Source organism: Jeotgalicoccus meleagridis (assembly GCF_903994045.1).
Classification (GTDB): domain Bacteria; phylum Bacillota; class Bacilli; order Staphylococcales; family Salinicoccaceae; genus Jeotgalicoccus; species Jeotgalicoccus meleagridis.
Genome location: NZ_CAJEWD010000003.1, coordinates 178,102 through 202,767, shown reverse-complemented (window position 1 = coordinate 202,767; position 24,666 = coordinate 178,102). Strand labels below are relative to the sequence as shown.

Below are 24,666 nucleotides of genomic sequence, written 5' to 3'. Positions count from 1 at the left end.
GCTAGGGTAAAAGAAATTAAGACTGAACTTGAAGTGATATAAAGAATTAAACATTTCTCAAGTATTTGTAATGAGATACATAAAATAGACACGATTCAGACATAATTTATGTTACGATTTGGAGTATCTAAAAGTTTAGTGTGAAAATACAAATAAAGGGAGATGTATCTATGGGTAAAAAAGGATTTACCATACTCGGTGTATCTGTTGGTGCACTAATCGTTTTGGCGATTGGAGGATATTTTCTTTATCAGAATTTAGTAAACACCCCTAAAAATGCTTATTTAATGGCAGAGTTAGATAACTCTGAAGATATTACAGAATTAGTTGAAGAACGTTTTGAAGATGAATTAGAATGGTACGAAAATTCAATGAAAAATCCGTCAGAAACATCTATTGGCGTTACTGCTGAAACGAATGACCCTTCTTTAAATGATATGGGACTTGCTGAAATAATTAATAATGCAGAAATTAATTTAAATGCGAGCCAAGATATTGAAGGAGAAATGAGTACATTTGATTTAAGTGCAAATATAAATACTCTATCAATTGAAGATGTAAATGGATATATAACAGGTGATAAGCTTGGACTTACATTACCATTTATAGAAGAGTATTTAGTTGTGAATGAAGAAGACGCACCAAAACTTTTACATGAAACGAACCCCGAAAACTTTGAAGGGGATGAAGAAATTGATTTCTCTACTTTCTTCCAATCATCCTCATTGACTGAAGAAGAACGTGACTATTTTGTAGATGAATACTCTAAATACATGCAAGAAAATTTACCAGACGAAGCATTTGAGTCAGCTAAAGAAGAAGTTAAGGTTGGAGAGAATACAGTTGATGCTGAAAAACTAACAATGACTTTAACTGAAGAACAAATGCATGAGTTCTTAAAAGGTTTATTTAATAAAATGGCAGAAGATGAAAAACTAGTTAATCTAGTGAATGCTCAGCTCTTGTCGGCAAACTTTGGTATGCCAGCAGGACAAGAAGAAGACCTTGAAGCAAGCGAAATGTTCAAGCAAGCTGCTAATGAAGTTGAAGATCTCGAATTCCCTAACGGTCTTTCATCTGTCGTATGGCAAGATGGTGAAGGAAATATCGTGAAGAGGGATTTTGATGTTTCAGTTGTTACTGAAGGTGAAACAACAGATATTGCTCTAGATACGACTAATGAAGTGAGAGAAAATGGCAATTTAATTACAAGCACATTGACTGGTAATGGAGAAGAAGAGGTAGTATTTGTCTTCGACTTAAATGAAGTAGAAAATGGTTACGAAGATACGTTCACTGTCAATGCAGCAGGTGAAGAACAAATCAAACTGGTTTCTACTAAATCTGATGAAGATGAAAATACCGTATGGAACTTAGAAGCAGCAATCAACCAAGGTGCTACAAGTGATCAACCACTTAAGCTCTTCATGGAATCATCAACAAACTATGCTAGTGACCAAGCTTCTGGAGATATTCAGTTATATGCAGAAGATGGTCAAACAATCACCAAAGACACTGCAGTTATCAATATCACTCATGAATCATCAACTATAAGTGAAGTTGAAATTCCTTCTTCAGACAATGAAAAAGATCTAGGTAAGATGTCTAAAGAGGAGCTTGAAGCTTACTTTACTGATGAAGTACAACCAAAATTTGAGGAATGGGCAAGAGAAAACTTTGGTGGATCATTCTAAATGAGAAAGGATGTGTTAGCAATGAAATTTATGAAAGATACAGGAGTATTCATTGCTAATGACATCAAAAGATTGAAGAGGAAGTGGTTATCACTTCCTCTTCTTTTCATACTTCCTATACTCTTTATTGTGTCTTTAATATTTTTATTATCTAACCTTGTCTCAGAAGAGACAGACGTAGATATTGCTATCGGTTTAGTGAATTTAGACGAAAATGATATGACAAAGACTTTAGTGGATTCTTTATCAGAAGAGACTGATTTAACCAAAGGTTTAAGCATGGAGAGCATGTCCATTGAAGATGCCGAAGAAAAAATAGAGCACGATAAAGTATCAGCATTTATAGTCTTCCCTGCAAATTTCGCAGAAAATATGATGGCTGGAAAAAAGAGCGATTTAGAGGTAACAGGAAACCCTAAGAGGCAATTCGAAAGCTATGTAATTAGTAGCGCTGTAGATACTTTAATTAGACATATTAGAAATTCACAATCCAATATTTTAACTTTGAATCACTATGCTAAAGACTTTGGTATGAGCGATGAAGAACGACATGATTTAATCTTTAAGGAGTTTGTTAATCAATTTATCCAAGTGCTATCTTCGGATACATTGATGGATGAAGACGAGAAGTCACAAAACTTCACTTCAGGAAATGCTTATCTTGTCGTTAATGGTCTCTTTATTGTGTTTACTGTTTGGGTTTATATGTTATATGTCTTGTTGATGAAAGATACACCTAGCGGCATCCAAGATAGAATGAAAATGTTGAAAGTGTCTTTACTAAGTGAAGGACTTGGTCGGTTAATATCTATTTTTATTGCCATTATAATCCCGATACTTCTTGTGTTAGGGTTAAGTATATATATGTTAGACATACCACTTACTTTAGATAACATTTTAAGAGTTATCAGCTTGCTTATTCTACATATTTTAATCACTGTTGTGCTTTTAAATCTTGTGGATTGGCTATCTTTATCAGTGAGAATCAGCTTAATCACGCAATCACTAGTTATTTTATTTATAGTTGTTTTTTCTGGCAGTCTGTTACCGAGAATCTATTTTCCAACTTATCTTGATAAAATATTTGATTATTTTTACGGTTATCAAAGCTTAAACTGGCTAGAAGAAATCATGCTTAACGGTCGTTTCACAATGGAAATTGATGTGCTTATGGTTACTTTGGTCATTGTCATCATACTCATGATTATCATCAGTTATATTAAGGGGCGTCGATTTACATGAAGGTGATTTTAGCTAGATGGTTACTCCTTAAAGGCAAAAGGTTTAAGCTATTAATCTCTATGCTGTTACCATTGATAGTAACGATAGTTATAACGTCGATATATCACTATACTTCTGATGATTTTAGAGTGCCTGTAGCAGTTGTGGTAGAGGAAGATGCAGAAGTCACAAGTATTATAGAAGGTTTAAAAGATGCAGACTATATTAAGTTAGATGTCTACGATGATATAAATGAACCCTTAAGAAATTTAGAACAGTATCAGTATGATAGTCTCTTTGTTTTTGATGCAGATTTCAATGAGAAGCTTCAAAATAATGAAAGAAGAAATATAATTGAAAGTTACTATACAGATCGGTCTTTTACATATGATGCTGTTAAAGAATTAATTGCATCATTAGTCCAGGAAGAAGTTGGTCAATACCGACTAAGTCAACAGGTACAAACCTTACAAGAAGATTGGTTAGGAGAAAACAACTTATCATTCAATGATATCGTTGACACTAAAAAGGAAATAGAAGAAGAAACTAATCTTGTGAATCAAAAGTTTAATTTCCAAGGGCAAGTTATGGAAGAAAGTCCGGAATCCTCTTTAAACCCGCTACTAATTTATGGTTATGCTGTTTTAATATTTGCTTTCTTTACCTTTGATTTTGTTACACGTGAAACAAATTCAGAAACAAAACATAGATTTTTATATTTATCAGTGAGTTATAAGACTTTTATGCTAGTTTCTTTTCTTTCACTTACTATCTTGATGTATGGTTTTGATATCATTTCATATTTTATTTTAATGGATTCAAAAACAAACTTGTTAATCTTACTGACTTATCGTTTAGTCATTAATGCATTCGTATTTTTTACCGCTTTTTTATCTAGAAATATTTTAAGTTTATATGTAAATGCTTTGCTTATTTTCATACTGTTATTGGTCACACAATTTTTACTGTCTATCATCAGGTTGCCAAATGGACTGACTTGGCTAGCTAGTTTTCACCCTGTAGAGGAATTAGTTAGTAATCAACACAATATCTATTTAGTTGCTCTTGTATTAATTATATTTTTCATCTGGCTAAGGAGGGATAATCTTGTTAGAAGTTAAATCTTTGTCAAAAAAATATGGAGAAAAGACTGTATTTGAAGATCTTGAACTTAGTGCCGAGGCTGGAGAAATAATCGGCTTAGTTGGAGAAAATGGTGCAGGAAAATCGACTCTGCTTAAAATACTAGCGACTCTATCTTTGCCATCTAGTGGAGAAATATCTTTAATGAATCAAACTTATAGAAAAAATGAAAAGAAGCTAAGAGAGTATATTGCCTATGTTCCACAAGATATCGCTCTTTTTGAAGAATTAACAGTCATGGAAAATATGAAGTTTTTCCAGAAACTTTCTAGAAAGAAAGTATCAAAAGAAGACTTAAAAGCACTTTTATCGAGCGTTAACTTACAAGCAGATCAAGTAAAAGTAAGTAACTTATCTGGAGGAATGAAAAGGAAGTTAAATCTGGCAGTAAGTTTAATTTCTGATCCTAAATTATTGCTTTTAGATGAACCTACTGCGGGTATTGATTTACGTTCTAGAATAGAAATTGGAGCTTTCTTGAAGAAACTTGCCTTGGAAAAGAATATTTTAATCATCTATACATCACATGATATGAATGAAATTGAACAAGTGTGTAGCAGAGTTGTCATCATAGGAGAAGATCCTTTTTACAGCAAGATTTTAAAGGATTTTCTTTAGGCGTTATTTTATATCGATAGGCATTATAAGTCAGTGTTGGAAAGGGTTTTAGCTTAAATTTTTATAAAGAAAGTAACACGACATATCATGTTACTTTCTCTCAGCTAACTTCTCTTCCATTGCTGAAATAATACCTTCTTGAGATATTTGTTCAATGATAGTTTCTAGTTTAGCTCTTGAGATTTGTTTATCTTTTTCAACCCAAAGTTGAAAGAGACCGATGAGGGCTGAGATATGAAATTCTAACATGAGTTCAATAGCTTCTAAGTCTTTCACATTTATATCTTTTAGGTAACCCATGATAATATTTCTAACTCTTACTTTAAATTCATGAATAAATGCAGGATCACCTGATGGCCCGAATAGAACGGCAATTTTGTCGTGATTATTCTCAAAATATTCACCTGCCCATTCCATTCGATTAAAAACCTTAGCAGTGCCATCTTCAATACCTTTAAATGGTTCTAAGATAAAATGCTCGTCTGGTAATAAGGAATCTCTGACATACTTTTGCATTTCATATGTATCCTTGAAGTAACTATAAAATGTTCCACGATTGTAACCTGCTTTATCAGTAATTTCTTTTACAGTAATTTTTTCAAGTGGTTTATCCTTATATAATGTCCAGAAAGCTTCGACTAAATTCTCTTTAGTTTGTTCTTTTTGTGTCATTTTTATAAACTGATCTCCTTTTCAACACATTTGTGTAAATTGTTGATTGATTGCTTATATAAATATATATTAATATATGGTGTTGGACAACACGTTGTTGGGTATGAAAATTAATTTTTAAGGAGCGAATAATAAGTGAAGCTATCCGATTTTTCCATAAGACGTCCTAAATTTACAATCGTTGTCATGATTATTTTAATGCTACTTGGGGCGGTTTCATTAACGCGTTTACCGTTGCAACTTATGCCACCGATTGAACCACCAATTGCTGCAGTGGCAACGACCTATCAGGGCGCAGGACCTGAAGAGGTAAAGGATGATGTAACAGTACCACTTGAATCAGAGTTATCCTCAATTAATGGTCTGACAAACATCTCTTCACAGTCACAAGAAAATTCTTCTGTCGTAATTATGGAGTTTGATTATGACATGAAGATAGAAGACGTTGAAAGTGATATAAGAAGAGCAATTGATTCAGTCGAATTGCCAGATCAAGCAGGAACACCATCCTTCTTAGAGTTTGATATTTCAATGTTACCGAGTATTCAACTCGCTGTGAATTCTGAAGGAGATAATGTGGTTGATTACCAAGAACAAGTCGATGATTTAATTACAGAACTTGAAAATATTAATGGTGTCGCTTCTATAACTGAAAATGGTTCAGTTACACAAGAAGTTCAAGTTAACTTAGATATTGATGCACTAGAAAAAGCTAACTTATCTCAAAGTGATATTGCTGGCTTAATAGAAGCAAACAACATCTCAATTCCTAACGCTACGATTACTGATAGTGAAAACAAAGAATCAATTACTACACGTACAGTAAGCAGCATAGACGGGGTTGAAGCACTACAAGAGTTAGTGATTGCCGATGTGCCAAATGCTGGTCCGCTTACTTTGGATGATGTTGCAGACATATCTATAGAAAATCAAGATAGCAATTCCATTACGCGTCTAAATCAAGAAAACGCCATGTCAATCGACGTTATGTTGGCCTCAGATGCTAATGCTTCTCAGGTTAATGCTGAATTCCAAAAAGTATTGGATGAGAAGCTAGCTGAAGATGAGTTTTCAAATTTAAATGTTGAAACACTTTACGATGAAGGTGAATATATAGACCTTGCAATCAATAGTGTAATGACGTCACTGATTTCTGGTGCGATATTAGCGATGATTATCCTATTTGCTTTCTTAAGAAATCTAAAAGCACCATTGATTATCGGACTCGCTATACCTTTTTCAGTCATAACAACATTTGCGCTCTTATTCTTTACGAATATTAGTATCAATCTTATGACCCTAGGCGGTTTAGCATTAGGAATCGGAATGCTGGTTGATAACTCAGTCGTCGTTATTGAAAATATATACCGTCACCTATCTATGGGTAAAAATTCTAAACAAGCGGCAAGTGAAGGTACAAAAGAAGTTGCTTCGGCGATTATTGCATCCACCTTAACAACAGCAGCAGTATTTTTACCAGTCGTTTTTGTAAGTGGTCTTGTAGGTCAACTCTTTACACCACTTGCTATAACAGTTGTATTTAGCTTGTTTGCATCGCTCTTTATCGCTTTAACAGTCGTACCGATGCTTGCGAGTAGAATACTTGAGAAGCCTAAAGATGATATAGAAGAAAAACGTCAAAATCGCCCTTATATGAGAGCTTTATCGAGAGCAACCCAATGGACGCTTAAACATCGTCTTCTTGTATTAGTCATCACTGTCTTACTAATGGTGATTGGTATATTTGGAATTGTGAACCAAGGTATGAGCTTGATGCCTGAAAGTGATGAAGGTGCAATCACAATTGAAGTTGAGAAAGAACAAGGTACGGTATTTGAAGATACTTTAGCTACAGTAGAAAAAATTGAAGCAGAGTTAGAGGACCATTCAGAAATTGAAATGTACCTTAGTTCCGTAGGTTCACAGCCGATGATGTCTATGACGGAAGAAAGTAATAAAGCAAGCATTACTGCTACCTTAGTAGATCAATCAGAACGTAATGTAACGACTAATGAATTTATCGATATGATTGATAAAGAAGTAGAAGCTGTTGATGAGTCTGCAGACATAAATGTCATTCCGATGTCTCAGTCAGGCATGACATCAGAACCAAATACTTTAGTCTTCCAAGTTTCTGATGATGATCCTGAAAGACTTAAAGAATCAGAAGATGTCATTATAGATAAACTGGAAAGTGACGACAAGATTGATAGTGTCATTTCTAGTAGAGAGAATCTAGTAAAAGAAATGCAAATTCAAGTTGACCGAGACAAGGCTCGTGAAAATGGCTTACAGCCAGGTCAAATTGGACAAGCTCTGTATGAGGCATCTAATGGAGTTGAATCAACAACGATTGAAGGAGAAGATGATTTTCTAGCAATCAATGTAAAATATCCGGATAGCTATTTAAACAGTCTGGATAACTTTAGAAACCTTAAAATTCCAAATGCAGAAGGTGACTATGTCGCGATCAGTGAAGTTGCTGAACTCGTTGAAACAGAGACTCTGCCATTAATTAATAGAAATGATCAAGAAGAGACTAGTGAACTAACTGTTAAGTACTCATCTGATATGTCACTGAATGAAGCAGGTACTTACGTTACTGATTTGGTTGAAGATGCTGACTTTAGTGATGATACGCACTACTCAGTTGGTGGAGACTTAGAAATGTTGGGCGATGCAATTCCACAAATGTTACTAGCAATCGCGCTCGGTATTGTGTTTATCTATTTAGTTATGGCAGCACAGTTTGAATCATTTAGACATCCATTCGTTGTTATTATTGCCATGCCTTTAAGTATTGTTGGGGTGGCACTAGGACTTATAGTGACGGATAGTCCACTGAGCATCGTGTCGTTTGTTGGTATTATCATGTTGCTCGGTATCGTCGTAAATAACTCGATACTCCTAGTTGACTACACCAACCAGCAAGTAGAAAAAGGCGTTCCAACTATAGAAGCTCTGAGCTTAAGTGTGCAACACCGTTTTAGACCAATTCTCATTACAGCCTTAACTACAGCGCTCGGAATGTTACCACTCGCGCTTGGTATTGGTGAAGGTGGAGAGATGATTGCTCCTATGGGAACTGTCGTTATCGGTGGTCTCATAAGTAGTACATTCTTTACTCTATTTGTTGTACCGATCTTCTATAGTTACGTTGATAAACAAACACGTAATATGAATAAAAAGTACATGACTCCTGATGGTCAAATCATCACTCAAAAAGAAGTAGATGCTACGAAACGCCAGGAAGAAAAAAATGAGTTGGAAGAAACAGAAAGTAAAGAAGATGAACGTGATTACATTGAAGAGATGCAAAATCTAATCGATGAAATGAAGAAAAATAAAAAATAATATTTTAAAAAAGCACTGAACAATAAGTTCGGTGCTTTTTTTAAGCATTAAAATTGGAGATTAGTAATAAACTATGATTTCATTATGTGTAATAACAACAATACATATACAAATCAGAGGTGAAATCATGCAAAAATTGGCACCACTTTTTATTTTGTTTGCTGCAATACTTTGGGGAACGACGGGTACTGTTCAAGCACTTGCGCCGGATTCAGCACAACCTGTTGCTATTGGAGCGGTCAGGTTATTTATTGGAGGAGGCTTTCTCCTGATATTAGTCTTACTGACAAAAGGGTTGAGATTTAGGGAGATACCCTTCAGACCAGTCTTAATCGCAGCCATTTGTATGGCTCTCTTCCAACCCTTCTTCTTTAATGCAGTTGATATAACAGGAGTGGCTATAGGTACTGTAGTGTCGATTGGTAGTGCACCAGTTTTGTCTGGTCTCATTGAGTTTATCTTTTTAAAGAAAAAGATAAGTAAAACATGGCTTATATCTACCGTTTTCTCTTTGATTGGTGTGAGCCTTTTGTTTACTAGTCAAGGTTCTGTACAAGTAGAACCGATCGGTATTTTACTTGCACTATGTGCAGGGCTGAGCTTTGCTTGCTATACGATTTCAAATAAGTATGTAGTAGAAAAACTACCAGCATTAACAGCAGTGGCCGTAGTATTTACTCTAAGTGGTCTAATGCTGTCACCTCTTCTCTTAATCTTTGATATATCTTGGGTCTTTACAACTGATGGCCTTATTGTTGGCCTGTATATGGGAATTATTGCAACAGGCTTATCCTACTTTATGTTTGCTAAAGGTTTAGCCAAAGTCGACTCATCTACAGCAGTGACACTCTCTTTAGCAGAACCTCTCACTGCGACTATGCTAGGTGTATTCTTATTAGGTGAAACAATGTCCTTCTTATCATGGACTGGTTTAATTCTTCTACTTTTAGGAATTGGCGTTCTAATATTCTCTTCGGCACAGCGTTCGAAATTAAAAAAACTGCCACAGTAATATGTGGCAGTTTCCTTAATATGACTTACTATAGCCAATGATGGTTTCTACTACAAAATCATCTTTGACTTTAAATGCAATCACATTTTTCTTATCCTCATCATCTTGGTCCCCTAGTGCGTACACATAGGTTTCATAAGATTTATCTTTTGCTTCTCTTTTTTCATAATCTTTACCATAAGTATCAATGACATCTTCAATTGATAACTCGTCTACTTTGATTGGAAAAGTAGCTTTAGTGACTTTATCTCCACGTACTGTAAACTTTTGATCATGTTCTTCTGTGAACTTAGATTTTTCTTCTTTTACTGCCTCGTAATCAGCTTTAGAAGCTTCTATTTCTTGGCCATTGAATGATAGAGATCCGTCAGTTTCTAAAGTCTTGATAAAAGCATCATTTAATAAGAATTGACCATCACCATAGCCCGTATCGCCTTGATATTTATAATTGCTCGTTTCTTTTTCAGCAGCATGTAATGTATTATCATTATTATCTATTATATTTGCACCTGTTACGACAGAAGCTGTTATTCCTGCTGATACTAAAACTTTAACTAATTTATGGATGTTCATTGTCTTCATCTCCTAAATAAGATTCCGAAATTCAAGTGTGCCACAAAGTTAATGTTGCTGCAATCAGTAATAAGTCTAATTATGTATATCACTATATATATCATAGTTATAACGCTATTATAACATCATATATAACGCTTTAATAGTCTGCTTATCAGAAAAAATAAGGAGAATCAAATATGTATAATATCAAAAAAATATTAAAAAATAATGCGAATGCAGATAATGCTTTAAAGATGAAAAGATATATGAAAAACCACTTTGACTTCTTAGGCATCCAGGCAGCAAAAAGAAAAGAGTTATCTAAACCACTTTTAAAAGAACTAAAGGATCAAGATATTGATTGGACATTGGTAGAAGACTTATGGGAAGAAAATGAAAGAGAATTCCAATATATTGCTTGTGATTATTTATTTCAACAAAGAAAAAAGCTACAAAAGAGTGATTTAGAAAAACTAAAAAAGTTAGCTCTTAAAAAATCATGGTGGGATTCCATAGATAGTATAGACAGAAGTATTGCTTATTTAGTAGAGCAATATCCTGAACTCAAAACAGAGATTTTACAATGGTCCAAATCAGATAATATTTGGTTAAGACGTATTTCAATCATCTATCAAAGATTGAATAAAGAAAAGACTGACATAGAGATTTTAGAAAGAGTGATTATCAACAACTTAAATTCAACTGAATTTTTTATTAATAAAGGGATTGGTTGGGCTTTAAGATCATACAGTAAAGTTAACCCTAATTGGGTAGAAAACTTTATAGATAAAAATCAAGCTGGCTTATCAAAGCTCAGTATCAGAGAAGGCAGCAAGTATTTATAAAATATCGCATAGCGATATTTTATAACGTATGGCGATATAATGACTGATAACACTCGATGTCAAAGAGCTTTATCATATAAATATACGAATGTAAAAAGAGATTGGTGTTATTATAAATGTGAATACCTTACTTTTTGTATAGGAGTAATCTGATATGGAGCTTAAGAGTCAAATTAAGAAGTACAGAAAAACTATCAATTTTTCTCAAGAAGAATTGGCTGAAAAGTTATTTGTTTCACGGCAAACAATTTCAAATTGGGAAAATGAGAAGAGCTATCCAGATGTTCATAACCTAATGATGATGAGTGCATTATTTCATGTGTCGATTGATGAGCTTGTAAAAGGTGACAAAGAAATTCTTAAGAAAAGAGTAGAAGAAAACCATTGGAATTTCTGGGCAAATTTAATGACGATAGCGAGTATTTTAGCAGGCTTTGTATTTGTACCTGCTATGTTACAAAGCAGTATTCTTTTATTTGTGCTTGCAGCATTAATATACTGTATTGCGTTATTTTCCTCAATTAAAATTGAAATCTTAAAGAGAAAATTCCATATTAAAACTTACAAGCAAGTAATAGACTTTCTTGAAGGAAAAGAAATAAGGAAAAAATCATCAGTATCTGACTTTATCATTACCTATTTATCATTTCCGCTTATTATTATCGTCATTTGTCTTTTAAGCTACTTTATATTTAACTCCTAAAAAATTTAAGGATGGTTAAAGATGAAATTTATGACGAGTAATGTATTGATCTGTTTAGTTTTATATTTAGTATTACCACTTGTACACTGGTTTACAGACTTTAATGCAGCCTATCTCATAGGGATTATTACTATATGGTTGTTTACAGTTTTTTATCATGAAGTTGGTCACTGTGTAATGGCAAAAACTCGTGGAATGAAAATAAGCTTTATCTCATTTTTACCAGGTATGTATATGAATGGTAGATGGTATTTTAAGATTCCGGCCTACTTTAGTTTTGGAGCAATGTTAGCTTACAAGCCACTCAACAAAAACCATATTACAAAGAATGACATTATTATATTGAACTTAGGTGGCTTAATCTTTAATATGATAGCTTTCTTTATCTTAGTCGCTATAAAACATCTATACTCTATAGAGAATAGCTACTTAGAGTTCGGAATTTTAATTAATCTTTTAATAGGGGTACTGACAATCGTGCCATTTGCAGCTGATGGAAAGAGTATTTGGAAGCTTATTTCTGGAAAACACGATGAACTCTTATTTTATGATTCTATGAATTATTATTTTGATGAAGATGTAGAAGCTCAAAAAATATTATCTGATATAGAACCAAACAGAGATATTATTGCAAATTATGCAAGGAATTTAGCGTGGATAGAAGAAGAAATGAAAGGGAATTTCACGGGAATATATGAAGCTGATTTAAAAGACGATGAAGGACTAAATCTTAATTTGATAAAAACATTTCAACTCATGTTTAAACATGCCGATGGGCACACGCTTTCACAGGAAGAAGTAAAGTTATTTAATAAGGTAGCCACAAGTCTATATTTTAATTTTGGACCCGTTTATAAATATATGAAAACTAACGATAAAAAGATTCTTAAGAATCTACTAAACCATTCATCATGGTTTCCGAGTAAACGTGAAGACAAACTGTTTTCAAAAGCGATAAGAAAGATAATTGAGAATGGTTAGGTTTATAAAATATGCTCAACTATAGTTTCAATGGAAGCATGTTTTTGGTTACTTCGCATTTGCTCTTTAAGCGTTGCTATTTTATCTTCGTTTTCTAGGAGTAATTCAGTATGATACTTTAAGTCCTTACGATTATGCGCGATAAAAGCCATCTTATTTTCTTGAAAGTATATTGCATTTTCCATCTCTTGACCTGGTGTAGGCTTGTATAGAATAACAGGGGTCTCTGTAGTTAAGGCCTCTGTTAATGTAATGCCACCAGGCTTTGTAATCATTAGGTCTGAAGATGACATCCAATGATTCATATTACTGGTGTAGCCTAGAATAAGAACATTATTATAATCATAAAATTCTATATTAAGTTGATTTTTTAAGGCTTGGTTCTTGCCACAAATAATGACAACTTGATTATCTTTTTTAGTTGATGTTTTCTTAACGTATTTTTTAAAACCTTTTAGTAAGCCGAGTGAACCAGTGCACACTAAAATGGTATTTTTATCGATAGATAAACCATGCTTTTTTAGCCAAGCATTACGGTCAGTTTTAATTTTAAATTCATGACTAATTGGAATACCAGAGATTTTAATAATGTTTTTATTTACTCCCCTTTTGATTAAATCATTTCTCATTTTCTCGGTAGCTACATAGTAAATATCTGTATTTTCGACAATCCAGTTTTTGTGAACACAGTAGTCTGTAATTACTGTGTGGATTGGGATGTCTAGACTAAATCTCTGTTTCACCATACTTAGTACAGGTGTAGGGAATGTATTTAAAATGATATCGGGTTTATGCTTATTGATAATGTCTTTTAAGTAGCTTAGCCCATATGTTTTATAGATGCATGAATCTAATTTTTCTTGTCTTGCATAATAAAAAAACTTATAAGTTGGTTTGAAATGAGTAAAACAAGTCATGTACCAGCTTTTAATCCACTGGGTTAAGATAGGATGTGCTTCAAGGTATAGATCATGCGTTACAACGTCGATATTTTTATCGCGAAGCGCTTTATTTAGTACATTACTGACCATTAAATGCCCATGACCAAATGAACCTGTGATTACAAGAACCTTTGTCTTAGTCACTATGTTACCCCCAAGAAATATGTTTTCAGGTTAGATTATAATTTTCTTATTACATCTTGATAATATCATGAGCTTACAAAATTATTGAAAAATAAATAAACTCTTAACAAATGTTAAGAGTTTAAATTGAACGTGCATCGTTTGTATTAAATATAAAGCAATGCTGACTTAGATATATTGATATAAGAAGTGATATAAGTAGCAGCAGAAAGAAATATAAATCTAAGCGCGAGAATGAAGTTTCTCTGTAAAAACTGCGTTTGTTATTAGAAAATCCTTTTGATTCCATAGCAATACTTAAGCGATACGAACGTCGTATACTTTGGCTCAACAAAGTAATGATGGTAGATTTAACTGCTGCAAAACCTGTGACATACTTTTTATTTATTAAAGGTGCACGCACTTTTTTAGCCTGCCTCAACTGCATATATTCAGATATAATAAGTGGCACCATTCTGATTGCTGCCATAAATGAATACGCATATTTTGGAGGTAGCTTTAAGTGAATCATTAAGGCGTAAAAAATATCAGTTATTCTAGTGGTAAAGATAATGAGCGCACCAAATAACGATAGTATAACGCCGCGCATTGCAACATGTATTCCTCTGATTAAACTCTCTTGACTGATGTGTATAATGCCTAAGCGATATAATGTTGTATCGCCTTGTCCGTATAGTATCATATAGGTACTTGATAGGATTCCAGAAATAAAAATAGCACCTAGTAAAGCCAAAATATATTGCGGTTTTATACCGCTCAAGATGATTAAGAGTATCAGATTAAAAAGTAAGAAATACAATAGAGTGTTCGGATTGTGAATAAGAAGAACCGTTACAAATAACAGTGTAGCCATTAGTATTTTACTTAGAGGATTAACACGGTTGATAAAAGTTTCATAGAGTCTTATTGAATCAAACATAGCTAACCTCTTTTTCTATGAGCTGACCATTTCTTATCTCTAGTCTTCGACTTGGGTATCTTTTTAAAATATTATAATCATGTGAGATCATAATAATAGAAGTACCCTCAGAAATTAAATTATGGAAATGATTGAGTAAATCAAAAGTATTTTTCTGATCTAGTCCAAAAGTGGGTTCATCTAAGAGTAATAAATCAGGTAAGCCACCTAGTGCAGTTGCAACACTTAGTCTACGCTTCTGTCCCATAGATAGCTCCAGTGGATTTAAATGAGCCACATGAGATAAATCAAAAGCTTTTAACAAACTTTCAGTCTCTTTTTGAGCTTGTTGAATATCGAATAGATTTTCCATGTTGATAAAAATCTCATCATAGACCTTATGGGTAATAAATTGTAATTCCGGATTTTGAAAAACAGGATAAACTTGCCCAACGATATCCTTTGTTTTCTTTATAACTTTTCCTTTAAATTTTATAGAGCCATGACTCGGAATGAGTTTCATTATACTGTTTAAAAAGGTAGTTTTTCCTGAACCGTTTGGTCCTTCTAGAGTGAGCCACTCCCCTTTATTCACAGTGAGTTTATCTACTGTAAACAAGGTTTTATCTTTTCTTCTAATTGTTAAATCTTCAACAGTCAGTATAGCTTCCTCTGGCTTAATTTTTTTGAATACTGGCGCCTGCTCCCATGAATAAGGGTGCCAGACTCCTAAATTGTTTAATTGTTTTAAACAGTTGTCCAAAATATTTTGTGGTGTGTCATCAGCCACAATCTCACCATTTTTGTTCATTAACAAGACACGGTCTACTTTGTCCCATATATAGTCGACACGATGTTCTATAATAATCACTGTTAAATTGTCCCATATAGACTCTACAGTGTTCCACAATGTTTTTCGAGCTGCTTCATCGAGCATACTAGATGGTTCATCCAAGAATAAACAACTTGGGTTTTGCAGGAGAGCAGAAGCAATAGACAGCTTTTGCTTCATTCCACCTGACAGTGTATTGATATTTGTATCTAGTGAGACTGGTAAGTTAAGACTTTCTAGAATTTGTAGTGCTTTATCCCTTATTTCAACTTTCGGTAACTGTAGATTTTCTAAAACAAAAGCGAGTTCTTCTTCAACTGTAGGCATAGTAAACTGAGCATCTGGATCCTGGAAAACAAAAGCTTTGTTACTTATTAATTGTATATTGTCAGCCTGCATAGAAGCGTGAATGACTGATGGTATTAGACCACCTAAGACATTAAGAAGTGTACTTTTACCTGACCCAGATGGGCCAAGTAAAAGAACTTTTTCTTTTGCTTTAATGTGAAGATTCAATTTGTTGAATGTCTTTTTTTCTTCAGGAAAATTTAGATCCAAACCCTGAATGAATAAGTCATCTTTACTAACTTTCATAGGAATCCTCATGTCTTCTGCCGACATATTTCAACACTCCAGTTTCCTTAACTCCCCTGTACAATTGATGACCTAAGTAACCTGCAAGCAGTGCACCACTAAGGATTCTTAGTGAAAACATTAAAATTAAATTCCATGTCTCTACTTGACCTAGATAGCCATAGTACCAATCGAGCGGTAAGGTTGATACCGCTGCAACCACACCAGCGATAATAGCTGTGTAAACTTTGGTATTGTTATATCTAAATAACATAAATACTATTTCACACACTAAACCTTGAACAATCCCATAAATAATTAATGATATATCGAATTGCAAGAGTACAATGGTCTCACCAGATGCCGCAGCAAACTCGGCAATCAGTGCGACACCAGGTTTTCTAATGATTAAATATGCAACTATAGCTGCGATAAACCACATTCCATAGACGAGCTCATTTAAATGAAGTCCGAATGGTTGCAAGATAGTGTATACACCATCCCATAAAGAATAAATAACAGCGAAAATAAGAGCGATCACAACAGTGACCAAGATGTCAGTTAAAGATAAACTGAGTTTTTGGTTCATAACATAACCTCCGTTAATTTTTTCAAATAAAAAAACACACCACTAACGGAAATGGTGTGCATATAAAAATATGCCACTTCCCTACGCTAGCATAATCTAGATCAGGTAATAAGGGTTATTCTCAGCCATATTTGGCACCCCTAGTGGTGATGAGTTATTATTTGATTATCTATATCATAGTACAGTTGTTGAATCTTGTGAAGTCTATCTTACTTGTAAACTGTTAAACCATGCTTAGGACTTTCATACAGTGTGACACTGACAACTTCATCCTCAGCTTCTAGATGTTCTGAAAATTGATCTAAAATCCAATAAGCGATATTTTCAGCAGTTGTATTCATATTTGTTAAAGTTTCATTCAGAATTTGATTATCTAAATACACTGCGATTTTTTCTTTATACATCTTATCAATATCCATAAAATCAGATCCTAAGCCCCGATCATTAATAGTTGAATTGACATCAACTCTCAATTTATATTCATGATCGATTAAATCTTTATGGCTTGTCTTAGAAAAAAAGACTCGGTTATTACATTTAAAAGTATAATGTAGGTGGAACTGCACTTGACCACCTCTATATTTGAATTTATGTGGGGCTTCGATATTGTCCAGTACTGACATGAAATCATCCTTTTCTTAGCTAAATAAGTTTTTAGATATATTTAACGCTCTTAACATAGCAGTTTTTTTATAGTTATGACCTTCACTCTTACTTAGTATGTCATCGACAGTTTTAACACCTTCTACAATATAATCACCCTTGTTTAGCATGATACACTCTGCTCTAGCACCAGCAACTACATCGGAAATTTCAGAGCGAGTCGGAATGCCATTTTTTATAAGAGATTCTAAGACCTGTGTTGCCCATATCATTGGAATATGAGCTGCCTCACAAATCCATAGTAACTCCTCTTGTATTTCACTGAGTCTCTCATAGCCGATTTCAACAGCCAAGTCCCCTCTTGCTAACATAATTCCAAAAGGACGTTTTGAAGCGGCTTCTGCTATAATCTCAGGAAAAGCTTTGATTGCTTCTACAGTCTCTATCTTAGCAACAATTGGCAAGTCCTTCCTCTGTCTAGGAAGTGATTTTGATAATACTTTTTCAATATAAGCCATATCATCTTTACTTTTAACAAAAGAAAATGCAATGATGTCTGCATGCTGACTCGCAAAAGTTAAATCTTCTAAATCTTTGTCAGTTAAAATGTTTAAATCAATGTCTAAATCAGGAAAATTTACGCCTTTTTCAGTTTTAATTTTGATACCTTTTTCTTTTGAGGCTTTCGTCACTTCTAATAAAAATCCTTCATCAATCACTGCCTTAACAACAGCCTCAACAGTTCCATCATCAATCTTAATTAACTGCCCAAGTTCAACATTTTTTAAGGCGTCAGGTACAGTTGTGTTGACTGCAATTTCTATATTTGACGGAAGTGTCATGGCTTCTTGATTAGATAAAAGAAAAAGTTCTCCAAGTTTTAGTTTAGGATTTCTTTTTGATGTTAATAAATTTTTAATGCGTACCTTTGGACCACTTATGTCCATCAGGATTTTACAAGACTTTCCTGTATTTCGACATGCTTTCTCAATATTTGTGATCATTTCTCCCCATATATTTTTATCATCATGTGCACAGTTGATGCGAGCAGTATTCATACCATTTTTCATAAGTGATTCAACAAGTTCGTAATCATGACTTGCTATACTAGGCATAGTCACCATGATGTGAGTTTGACGATTATCTGGTACTCGCCCTAATAGTACTTCTGTGTTGTGGTTTAACTTACTATGTCGATCTTCTCCATCTTTGTATACATGATAATCAGTGTCTGTTTGGTCTTGTCCCACGATATAGCCTAGAGTTTTAATTACTGCATCAAGGCTATTTAGAACGTTTGGTTCTAAGCGTCCTAAAGATGAAACTCCCCAAGGAATCAAGTCATTTTGTATTTGTCTGTGATCTTCGCTTCTAAATGCGATATAATTTGCCAAATTAATAAGACTGTCTTTGTAGTCACTATTCGCATTGTCTATATCCCAGTCTTGTAGAAGTTTTCGGGATTTTTGTAAAACATCTTGTCGTATTTTTCTAACTTCACCTAATAAATAAACGGCATCATTATTCACATGATTCACCTACTAGCCATATAATTTATCTGTAGCTTTAGCACCTTCGATATCTTTTTCTTTTAGTTCATGAGTAGAGAATGTTGTCCAAATCACTGTAATGGTAGAGTAATTAATTCTAATACCTGGGTGGTGCTGGACCTCTTCAGCATACTCTGCAAGTTTATTAACAAACTCAATACCTGCTACGAAAGTATCAAACTTAAATTTTTTAATAATACGCTCATCTTCTAAAGTCCAACCTTCTAAGTTTTTAGCTTCTTCTTTAATATTCATCTTACTCCTCCTAATCATATTTATTATTCTATACCCTAAATTTATGAGACTACACAAAAACAAAACCGTTATAACGACATGCGTTATAACGGTAAAATACTATATATAATCCTTTACATTGTAGCTTTCATCTGAACCGAAATCGTCTAACGTTACAACTTTAATTAAAGCGTTAGCAACTTCTTTAGCGTCTCTTAAGACATCATTTTCTTTATATTCTTTAAAACGATCAAGGTTAGGAAATTCTTCTATATCAGAAGAACGGATTGTTTCTTGCATACCAGTATCGATAACACCAGGATAAAATATAGCGCTTTTAACGTTATTAGCTTGATGTTTATTTTCTTTACTTAAGACATCGTGCACCATATCAATTGCAGCTTTTGAACTACAGTAAGCACCCCAGCCTTCAATACCATTGACTGCTGCACCACTTGAAACTGTCACTATTCTTTTTTCACCTTGGAAGTCTTGAAAGTGCTTCACAAAACCTTTAATAAGTAAGGTTGGTGCAAGTGTGTTTATTTTATAATTATCAAGCATCTCTTGACCACCGAGATTAGCTAATGATTTAACCGGATTAACTGAACCAGCAATGTTTAGTAGATAAATTTCATCGCCCTCTTCAGGGTTGATTGATGTATAAATATCTGACAACTTATCTTCTAGTTCTTCTGTATCTGTGAAACTGACTTGAAATGATTTATAAATATTTCCTGTTTCTTCTACTGGGCTACGTGTAATACTGATTATTTGACTATCAGTCAAAGCTTGACTGACCGCCTGACCTAACCCTCTGTTAGTACCTGTTAAAAATACATACTTCATGATAATCCCCCTAGTTTGTTGATTAGGTTTATTATACTCCATTTAAATGAACTTCACATATTTTTATAATAGTTTCTAAAGCAGTAATTCTCGCATAGCGCTTGTCATTAGCAGGGATAACATACCAAGGGGCAAAGAGAGTTGATGTATGTTCAATCATATCTTCAGATGCCTCTAAGTATAAGTCCCATTTTTCTCTATTACGCCAATCTTCAGCAGTAATTTTCCACTCTTTTTCAGGCGTTTCTTGTCGTTGTTTAAAGCGTTTCAATTGTTCGTTTTTATCTAAGGATAAGAAAAATTTTATGATGATTGCTCTTGAGTTGTGAAGAGATTGTTCGAAATCATTAATTTCTTTGTAGGCTTGTTGCCATTCTGTTCGGTTAGCTAAGCCTTCTACTCTTTCAACTAATACTCTTCCGTACCAACTCCTATCAAAGAAGGCGATATGGCCTGTGCGTGGAATACGCTTATGAAAACGCCAGAGATAATGATGTTGAAGCTCAATATCAGTAGGGGCACTAATAGCGTTGTTAGTATAGCCTGTTGGATCTAAAGGCTTTCTTGTCCGTTTAATATTTCCACCCTTTCCAGCAGCATCCATTCCCTCGTAAACGAGAATCAAAGGCACTTTTTCTTGATAGAGTTGAAATTGTATTTCTCGCATTCTTTCTTGAAGCTCTAATAGACGTTCTTTGTAATCTTGCTTATCAATTTTTTCGTTTGCAAAGTCAAAGTTAAATAATTTTGTCTTAAAGTTATTAGAAAAATCACCATTAATTCTTTCTGTCTGTTTGTCTTTTTCATACTCAAGGCGCTTCTGGAGTCTTTGAATGATGACTTTATACATATCATCAATGGCTTGAGATTTTTTATGAAAATGGATGATTGACCAAGGACTAACGGTCTTTTTATTTAAAAAATAGCTCATTTCTTTTTCATAGTCATGGTGGATCAATTGTTCTTGGAATTCTTCAGCTTTCCAGCGTAGTATAGGGTTCGATTTTAGTTTATCAATATGATGCTCTCTTGCTTTTTCATCCGTATCGATATATAGCTTAATAATTTCATAGCCATTATTAACTAAGGTGTTCTCAAAATTATCTATGTCCGCTTCAAGCTCTGGTAAATCTGTTCTTAAGTTATGTGTATGATGGTAATCCTTTTGTTCTATCAGTTGAGAGTACCAACTTCTAAAATGTATATTTATATCCCCGCTTTTAGGCAAATGATACCAATAACGATGTAAAAAAGGATAGCGTAAATATGACTCTCTAGGTGGTCTATTGGCTATGAAATTCGTATATTTTGCATCTAGGGTCATATATAAAGCATTAGCAAGTCTAGATTTACCTGAGGCAGGAGCACCTTCAATTACAATCATGAGTGGTATACCTTGAGTGTGAGTTTCTCTACTTAATTCAGCTAATTTATCTTCAAGATTTGTCATTTCATCGCCCCCAATTTTCTTGTTCGACTATTCCCTATAATAAGCGGATATATTCATGGTTCACTTGGTCTGAGCTAGTAATCTTGTCTTTTTCTGAGTAATGTACTATAGTTTAGACAGAGTTTTTCAACTGAATACAATTCTTTCGGGGCAGGGTGAAATTCCCAACCGGCGGTGATAGCCCGCGACCTGTGCATGTTTCATGCATGGCTGATTCAGTGAAAATCTGAAGCCGACAGTATAGTCTGGATGGTAGAAAGAATAATGAGCACAGCGTAGTACTACAACTACGTTTATTTAACCTTGTTAATTTTAACAGTGTTATTTAGCATACATTATTAGCGCCGATGGATATATCCATCGGCGCTTTTTTAATTCAGGAGGTAAAACTTGAACCAGTATATGAATTTAGCGGTTTCTTTAGCAGAAACGGTATATGGTCAAACAGGTGCCAACCCACCAGTGGGTGCGGTAATTGTCAAAAATGGACGTGTCATTGGTATTGGAGCACATTTAAAAGAAGGAGAAAATCACGCGGAACGAGCTGCTTTAAAAGCTTGTACAGAATCACCAAAAGGAGCAGACATTTATGTCACTTTAGAACCGTGCTCACATCATGGTAAAACGCCACCTTGTACAGATGCACTCATCGAAGCTGGAATAAAGCGTGTATTTTACGCCTCTTGTGACCACAATAGTAAGGTAGACGGTCTCAAAGTATTAAAAGCTCATGGCATAGAAGTAATCCTTCTTCAACATCCTAAAATTTTTGAATTATACCGTCCATTTAATATTAAATTAAAAGAAGACAGACCATTTATCACTTTGAAGACGGCGATGACCTTAGATGGCAAAATTGCACGGGAAAATGGTGATAGCTATTGGGTGAGCAATGAACAGTCTAGGAAAGATGTTCATCTGCTTAGAAGCATACATGATGGTATTTTAATTGGTGGCAACACCTTATTAAAAGATAATCCGCATTTAACCGTCCGCATTTCAGCTATTGATAAAGAAATCAGACCTGTCATCTTGTTAGGTTCTAAACTTTTATCGTCAGAACTTAATATATTTGAACATCCATTAAAACCAATAGTATTTACTACAAATAAAGATAATTTGAAGTTTTCAAATGAATTTCAAATCTACTACGGAGAATATGAGTTGGATAAAATTCTAAAAATTTGTTTAGAAGAAGGCATCCATTCACTTTTAGTAGAGGGAGGTTCAACAATTCTGACTTCATTTTTAAATAATAACTTATTCGACGACCTCATTATTTACATTGCCCCGAAAATATTTGGTTATTCTGAATATCAAATTCATCAAGCTAAAGAAGTAACTGTTGATAATTTGATATTACACAAAGTTGAAAAACTCGAGTCAGACATAAAACTTACCTACAGGAGGACTCGACAATGTTCACAGGATTAATCGAAGCGACTTCACCAATTTTAAACATCCAAAATACAAAGCAAGTGACTAGTTTTGAGATTAAAAATACAAAATTTAATGATTTAGATATTGGAGACTCAATTGCAATCAACGGTGTCTGCCTAACAGTGACGAAATTAAAAGAGCACTCTTTTTCAGTTGATGTGATTAATGAAACCAAGCGACTGACTAATCTAAGTCAAGTGAAAGAAGGAGACCTACTTAACTTGGAGCGAGCGATGAGACTGTCTGATAGATTAGGTGGTCATCTAGTTTCAGGACATGTTGAAGGGACTGGAAAGGTGATAGATATTGCGAAAGATGGTGCTGCCTTAGTATTAAAGTTTAAATGTCAGGAGTCTCTTATGAAATATATGGTTGAAAGGGGCTCAGTCACTCTAGATGGCATCAGCTTAACACTCTTTGCTGTGGATCATAAGCAGAATACAATCACAGTTAATATTATTCCTGAAACTCAAAAAGAAACTAATATCATCTACAGAACACATGGAGATGCTGTAAATATTGAAACAGATATGATTATAAAACATGTCGAGCATCTGAGGACTAATGGAAAAGTAGGTGAGCTACATGTTTGATTCCGTTGATAGTGCACTGACTGCGCTCAAAAAAGGTGAATTAATCATAGTCACTGATGATGAAAATAGAGAAAATGAAGGCGACTTAGTTGGGATTGCTGACTATATTGATGCAGAAGCAATTAACTTTATGGCTACACATGCTAGGGGATTAATATGTGCGCCAATTTCCAGTGACATAGCAAAAAATGCTGGTTTAATACCAATGGTTACTCATAATAGTGATGAGTTTAAAACCGCATTTACAATCTCGATTGATCATGTGAGTTCAACGACGGGCATTAGTGCTTATGAGCGATTTGAAACAATAAAAGCTCTCACAGATAAAAATGTAACAACACACGATTTTAATCAGCCCGGTCATGTGTTCCCATTGATTGCTAAAGATGGGGGTGTAAGACAAAGACAAGGGCATACTGAAGCAGCAGTGGACCTAGCAAAACTTTCTGGCGCAAATTCTGTTGGTGTGATTTGTGAAATTATGAATGAAGATGGCACCATGGCACGCCTAGATGATTTAGAAGTGTATAAAGAAAAACATGGACTTAAAATGATCAGCATTGAAGACTTAAAATCGTATATTGAAAATAAGACACTAGTTCAGCACGAAGCAACTGTCAACATGCCAACTGCATATGGTAATTTTAAAATGTATGGATATACAGATGGACAAGGTAAGGAACATATCGCATTGGTGCATGGTGAGATAAAAGACAAGATGAAAGTTAGAATTCATTCAGAATGCCTCACTGGAGATGTTTTTAAGAGTGCACGCTGTGATTGTGGAGAACAATTAGACTTAGCTTTAAAAATTATTGCTAAAGAAGATGGTGTGATCCTTTACATGAGGCAAGAAGGTCGAGGGATTGGCTTAGCTAATAAATTAAAGGCCTATGAGTATATAGAAGAAGGTTATGACACTGTAGCAGCCAATGAACATTTAGGATTTGATGCAGATTTAAGAACATACGATGTCGCAGCAGCAATGTTAAAACATTTAGGCCTTAGAGAAGTTACACTACTATCTAATAATCCTAAAAAGATTGATGGCTTAAGACAAGAAGGTATTGTGGTAAATCGAGAAGCCCATATTGTTTCTGGCAATGAATATAACTCATCGTACTTAAATACAAAAAGAGAAAAGTTAGGACACTTACTTTAAAGGAGATAAT

At 34.2% G+C, this 24,666-nt stretch carries 23 protein-coding genes and 2 riboswitches; of the genes, 12 read left to right on the top strand and 11 right to left on the bottom strand.

The annotated features are described in order from the left end of the window. The first annotated feature begins 170 nt into the window (after nt 1–170). From JEOSCH030_RS01145 to JEOSCH030_RS01130, 4 genes are read left to right on the top strand one after another with little or no spacing between them, the layout of a single operon-like run. Nucleotides 171–1,694, top strand: coding sequence for a DUF6583 family protein (locus JEOSCH030_RS01145; protein WP_185124796.1), 1,524 nt, complete (start codon nt 171–173; stop codon nt 1,692–1,694). Next, entirely contained in the window at nt 1,695–2,936 is a 1,242-nt protein-coding gene (locus JEOSCH030_RS01140) for an ABC transporter permease (RefSeq protein ID WP_185124795.1), read from the top strand. After that, nucleotides 2,933–4,036: an ABC transporter permease gene (locus JEOSCH030_RS01135; RefSeq protein WP_185124794.1), complete on the top strand. Its 1,104-nt coding sequence runs from the start codon at nt 2,933–2,935 to the stop codon at nt 4,034–4,036. The genes JEOSCH030_RS01140 and JEOSCH030_RS01135 overlap by 4 nt, the downstream gene beginning before the upstream one ends. Continuing rightward, on the top strand, nt 4,023–4,676 hold the full coding sequence (locus JEOSCH030_RS01130) for an ABC transporter ATP-binding protein (protein ID WP_185124793.1): 654 nt from the start codon (nt 4,023–4,025) through the stop codon (nt 4,674–4,676). The genes JEOSCH030_RS01135 and JEOSCH030_RS01130 overlap by 14 nt, the downstream gene beginning before the upstream one ends. 90 nt (nt 4,677–4,766) lie before the next feature. Here the strand turns inward: JEOSCH030_RS01130 and JEOSCH030_RS01125 are convergent, their stop codons facing one another. Further along, on the bottom strand, nt 4,767–5,348 hold the full coding sequence (locus JEOSCH030_RS01125) for a TetR/AcrR family transcriptional regulator (RefSeq protein ID WP_185124792.1): 582 nt from the start codon (nt 5,346–5,348) through the stop codon (nt 4,767–4,769). A 135-nt stretch (nt 5,349–5,483) separates the two neighbouring features. On the opposite strand from JEOSCH030_RS01125, the gene JEOSCH030_RS01120 reads away from it, so the two are divergent. Then, a complete protein-coding gene (locus JEOSCH030_RS01120) occupies nt 5,484–8,702 on the top strand; it encodes an efflux RND transporter permease subunit (RefSeq protein WP_185124791.1) in 3,219 nt (1,072 codons plus the stop codon). A gap of 127 nt (nt 8,703–8,829) precedes the next feature. Further along, nucleotides 8,830–9,714 (top strand): EamA family transporter, encoded by an 885-nt coding sequence (locus JEOSCH030_RS01115; protein ID WP_185124790.1) that lies wholly within the window; start codon nt 8,830–8,832, stop codon nt 9,712–9,714. Between the two features lie 15 nt (nt 9,715–9,729). Here the strand turns inward: JEOSCH030_RS01115 and isaB are convergent, their stop codons facing one another. Continuing rightward, a complete protein-coding gene (gene isaB, locus JEOSCH030_RS01110; protein WP_185124789.1) occupies nt 9,730–10,287 on the bottom strand; it encodes an immunodominant staphylococcal antigen IsaB family protein in 558 nt (185 codons plus the stop codon). Nucleotides 10,288–10,466: 179 nt separating this feature from the next. Here isaB and JEOSCH030_RS01105 point away from each other — a divergent pair, with 179 nt between their 5' ends. From JEOSCH030_RS01105 to JEOSCH030_RS01095, 3 genes are all read left to right on the top strand, one after another. Further along, nucleotides 10,467–11,114, top strand: coding sequence for a DNA alkylation repair protein (locus JEOSCH030_RS01105; protein WP_185124788.1), 648 nt, complete (start codon nt 10,467–10,469; stop codon nt 11,112–11,114). Between the two features lie 154 nt (nt 11,115–11,268). Then, nucleotides 11,269–11,817 (top strand): helix-turn-helix domain-containing protein, encoded by a 549-nt coding sequence (locus tag JEOSCH030_RS01100; protein WP_185124787.1) that lies wholly within the window; start codon nt 11,269–11,271, stop codon nt 11,815–11,817. 21 nt (nt 11,818–11,838) lie between these two features. Then, on the top strand, nt 11,839–12,798 hold the full coding sequence (locus tag JEOSCH030_RS01095; protein ID WP_185124786.1) for a zinc metalloprotease: 960 nt from the start codon (nt 11,839–11,841) through the stop codon (nt 12,796–12,798). Nucleotides 12,799–12,800: 2 nt separating this feature from the next. On the opposite strand, the gene JEOSCH030_RS01090 is transcribed toward JEOSCH030_RS01095, so the two are convergent. The 9 genes from JEOSCH030_RS01090 to JEOSCH030_RS01050 all read right to left on the bottom strand — a co-directional run bounded on the left by JEOSCH030_RS01090 (nt 12,801) and on the right by JEOSCH030_RS01050 (nt 21,461). Continuing rightward, nucleotides 12,801–13,883, bottom strand: coding sequence for an MGDG synthase family glycosyltransferase (locus JEOSCH030_RS01090; protein WP_185124785.1), 1,083 nt, complete (start codon nt 13,881–13,883; stop codon nt 12,801–12,803). Between the two features lie 121 nt (nt 13,884–14,004). Then, nucleotides 14,005–14,802, bottom strand: a complete 798-nt coding sequence (locus JEOSCH030_RS01085; RefSeq protein WP_185124784.1) for an energy-coupling factor transporter transmembrane component T family protein — start codon at nt 14,800–14,802, stop codon at nt 14,005–14,007. After that, complete coding sequence (locus tag JEOSCH030_RS01080; protein WP_235962183.1) at nt 14,795–16,234, bottom strand: ABC transporter ATP-binding protein; 1,440 nt, start codon at nt 16,232–16,234, stop codon at nt 14,795–14,797. Before JEOSCH030_RS01080 ends, JEOSCH030_RS01085 begins: the two co-directional genes overlap by 8 nt. After that, on the bottom strand, nt 16,197–16,775 hold the full coding sequence (locus tag JEOSCH030_RS01075) for an ECF transporter S component (RefSeq protein WP_185124782.1): 579 nt from the start codon (nt 16,773–16,775) through the stop codon (nt 16,197–16,199). Before JEOSCH030_RS01075 ends, JEOSCH030_RS01080 begins: the two co-directional genes overlap by 38 nt. A 61-nt stretch (nt 16,776–16,836) precedes the next feature. After that, a riboswitch (TPP riboswitch) is annotated at nt 16,837–16,927 on the bottom strand. A 57-nt stretch (nt 16,928–16,984) separates the two neighbouring features. Then, nucleotides 16,985–17,398 (bottom strand): 6-pyruvoyl trahydropterin synthase family protein, encoded by a 414-nt coding sequence (locus JEOSCH030_RS01070; RefSeq protein WP_185124781.1) that lies wholly within the window; start codon nt 17,396–17,398, stop codon nt 16,985–16,987. 15 nt (nt 17,399–17,413) lie between these two features. Beyond that, entirely contained in the window at nt 17,414–18,907 is a 1,494-nt protein-coding gene (locus JEOSCH030_RS01065; protein ID WP_185124780.1) for a pyruvate kinase, read from the bottom strand. 12 nt (nt 18,908–18,919) lie between these two features. Then, a complete protein-coding gene (locus JEOSCH030_RS01060; protein WP_185124779.1) occupies nt 18,920–19,183 on the bottom strand; it encodes a 4a-hydroxytetrahydrobiopterin dehydratase in 264 nt (87 codons plus the stop codon). 99 nt (nt 19,184–19,282) lie between these two features. After that, nucleotides 19,283–20,011, bottom strand: coding sequence for an SDR family NAD(P)-dependent oxidoreductase (locus tag JEOSCH030_RS01055; protein WP_185124778.1), 729 nt, complete (start codon nt 20,009–20,011; stop codon nt 19,283–19,285). 31 nt (nt 20,012–20,042) lie between these two features. Then, on the bottom strand, nt 20,043–21,461 hold the full coding sequence (locus JEOSCH030_RS01050) for a phosphate--AMP phosphotransferase (protein ID WP_185124777.1): 1,419 nt from the start codon (nt 21,459–21,461) through the stop codon (nt 20,043–20,045). 137 nt (nt 21,462–21,598) lie between these two features. After that, nucleotides 21,599–21,726, top strand: a riboswitch (FMN riboswitch). 125 nt (nt 21,727–21,851) lie between these two features. On the opposite strand from JEOSCH030_RS01050, the gene ribD reads away from it, so the two are divergent. From ribD to ribB, 3 genes are read left to right on the top strand one after another with little or no spacing between them, the layout of a single operon-like run. Further along, nucleotides 21,852–22,895 carry a bifunctional diaminohydroxyphosphoribosylaminopyrimidine deaminase/5-amino-6-(5-phosphoribosylamino)uracil reductase RibD gene (gene ribD / locus JEOSCH030_RS01045; protein WP_185124776.1) on the top strand — a complete coding sequence of 348 codons (1,044 nt, stop codon included), beginning with the start codon at nt 21,852–21,854 and terminating at the stop codon, nt 22,893–22,895. Then, nucleotides 22,880–23,494, top strand: coding sequence for a riboflavin synthase (locus JEOSCH030_RS01040; RefSeq protein WP_185124775.1), 615 nt, complete (start codon nt 22,880–22,882; stop codon nt 23,492–23,494). The genes ribD and JEOSCH030_RS01040 overlap by 16 nt, the downstream gene beginning before the upstream one ends. Continuing rightward, the gene (ribB, locus tag JEOSCH030_RS01035) at nt 23,487–24,656 is read left to right on the top strand and encodes a 3,4-dihydroxy-2-butanone-4-phosphate synthase (RefSeq protein ID WP_185124774.1); all 1,170 of its coding nucleotides are present in this window, start codon (nt 23,487–23,489) and stop codon (nt 24,654–24,656) included. Before JEOSCH030_RS01040 ends, ribB begins: the two co-directional genes overlap by 8 nt. The last annotated feature ends 10 nt before the right edge of the window (nt 24,657–24,666 follow it).

Bases quoted from the DNA above. Each gene is read 5' to 3' on its own strand.
- JEOSCH030_RS01145 (WP_185124796.1), top strand. From the start codon at position 171: ATGGGTAAAAAAGGATTTACCATACTCGGTGTATCTGTTGGTGCACTA.
- JEOSCH030_RS01140 (WP_185124795.1), top strand. From the start codon at position 1,695: ATGAGAAAGGATGTGTTAGCAATGAAATTTATGAAAGATACAGGAGTA.
- JEOSCH030_RS01135 (WP_185124794.1), top strand. From the start codon at position 2,933: ATGAAGGTGATTTTAGCTAGATGGTTACTCCTTAAAGGCAAAAGGTTT.
- JEOSCH030_RS01125 (WP_185124792.1), bottom strand. From the start codon at position 5,348: ATGACACAAAAAGAACAAACTAAAGAGAATTTAGTCGAAGCTTTCTGG.
- JEOSCH030_RS01115 (WP_185124790.1), top strand. From the start codon at position 8,830: ATGCAAAAATTGGCACCACTTTTTATTTTGTTTGCTGCAATACTTTGG.
- isaB (WP_185124789.1), bottom strand. From the start codon at position 10,287: ATGAACATCCATAAATTAGTTAAAGTTTTAGTATCAGCAGGAATAACA.
- JEOSCH030_RS01105 (WP_185124788.1), top strand. From the start codon at position 10,467: ATGTATAATATCAAAAAAATATTAAAAAATAATGCGAATGCAGATAAT.
- JEOSCH030_RS01100 (WP_185124787.1), top strand. From the start codon at position 11,269: ATGGAGCTTAAGAGTCAAATTAAGAAGTACAGAAAAACTATCAATTTT.
- JEOSCH030_RS01095 (WP_185124786.1), top strand. From the start codon at position 11,839: ATGAAATTTATGACGAGTAATGTATTGATCTGTTTAGTTTTATATTTA.
- JEOSCH030_RS01085 (WP_185124784.1), bottom strand. From the start codon at position 14,802: ATGTTTGATTCAATAAGACTCTATGAAACTTTTATCAACCGTGTTAAT.
- JEOSCH030_RS01080 (WP_235962183.1), bottom strand. From the start codon at position 16,234: ATGTCGGCAGAAGACATGAGGATTCCTATGAAAGTTAGTAAAGATGAC.
- JEOSCH030_RS01075 (WP_185124782.1), bottom strand. From the start codon at position 16,775: ATGAACCAAAAACTCAGTTTATCTTTAACTGACATCTTGGTCACTGTT.
- JEOSCH030_RS01070 (WP_185124781.1), bottom strand. From the start codon at position 17,398: ATGTCAGTACTGGACAATATCGAAGCCCCACATAAATTCAAATATAGA.
- JEOSCH030_RS01060 (WP_185124779.1), bottom strand. From the start codon at position 19,183: ATGAATATTAAAGAAGAAGCTAAAAACTTAGAAGGTTGGACTTTAGAA.
- JEOSCH030_RS01055 (WP_185124778.1), bottom strand. From the start codon at position 20,011: ATGAAGTATGTATTTTTAACAGGTACTAACAGAGGGTTAGGTCAGGCG.
- JEOSCH030_RS01050 (WP_185124777.1), bottom strand. From the start codon at position 21,461: ATGACAAATCTTGAAGATAAATTAGCTGAATTAAGTAGAGAAACTCAC.
- JEOSCH030_RS01040 (WP_185124775.1), top strand. From the start codon at position 22,880: ATGTTCACAGGATTAATCGAAGCGACTTCACCAATTTTAAACATCCAA.
- ribB (WP_185124774.1), top strand. From the start codon at position 23,487: ATGTTTGATTCCGTTGATAGTGCACTGACTGCGCTCAAAAAAGGTGAA.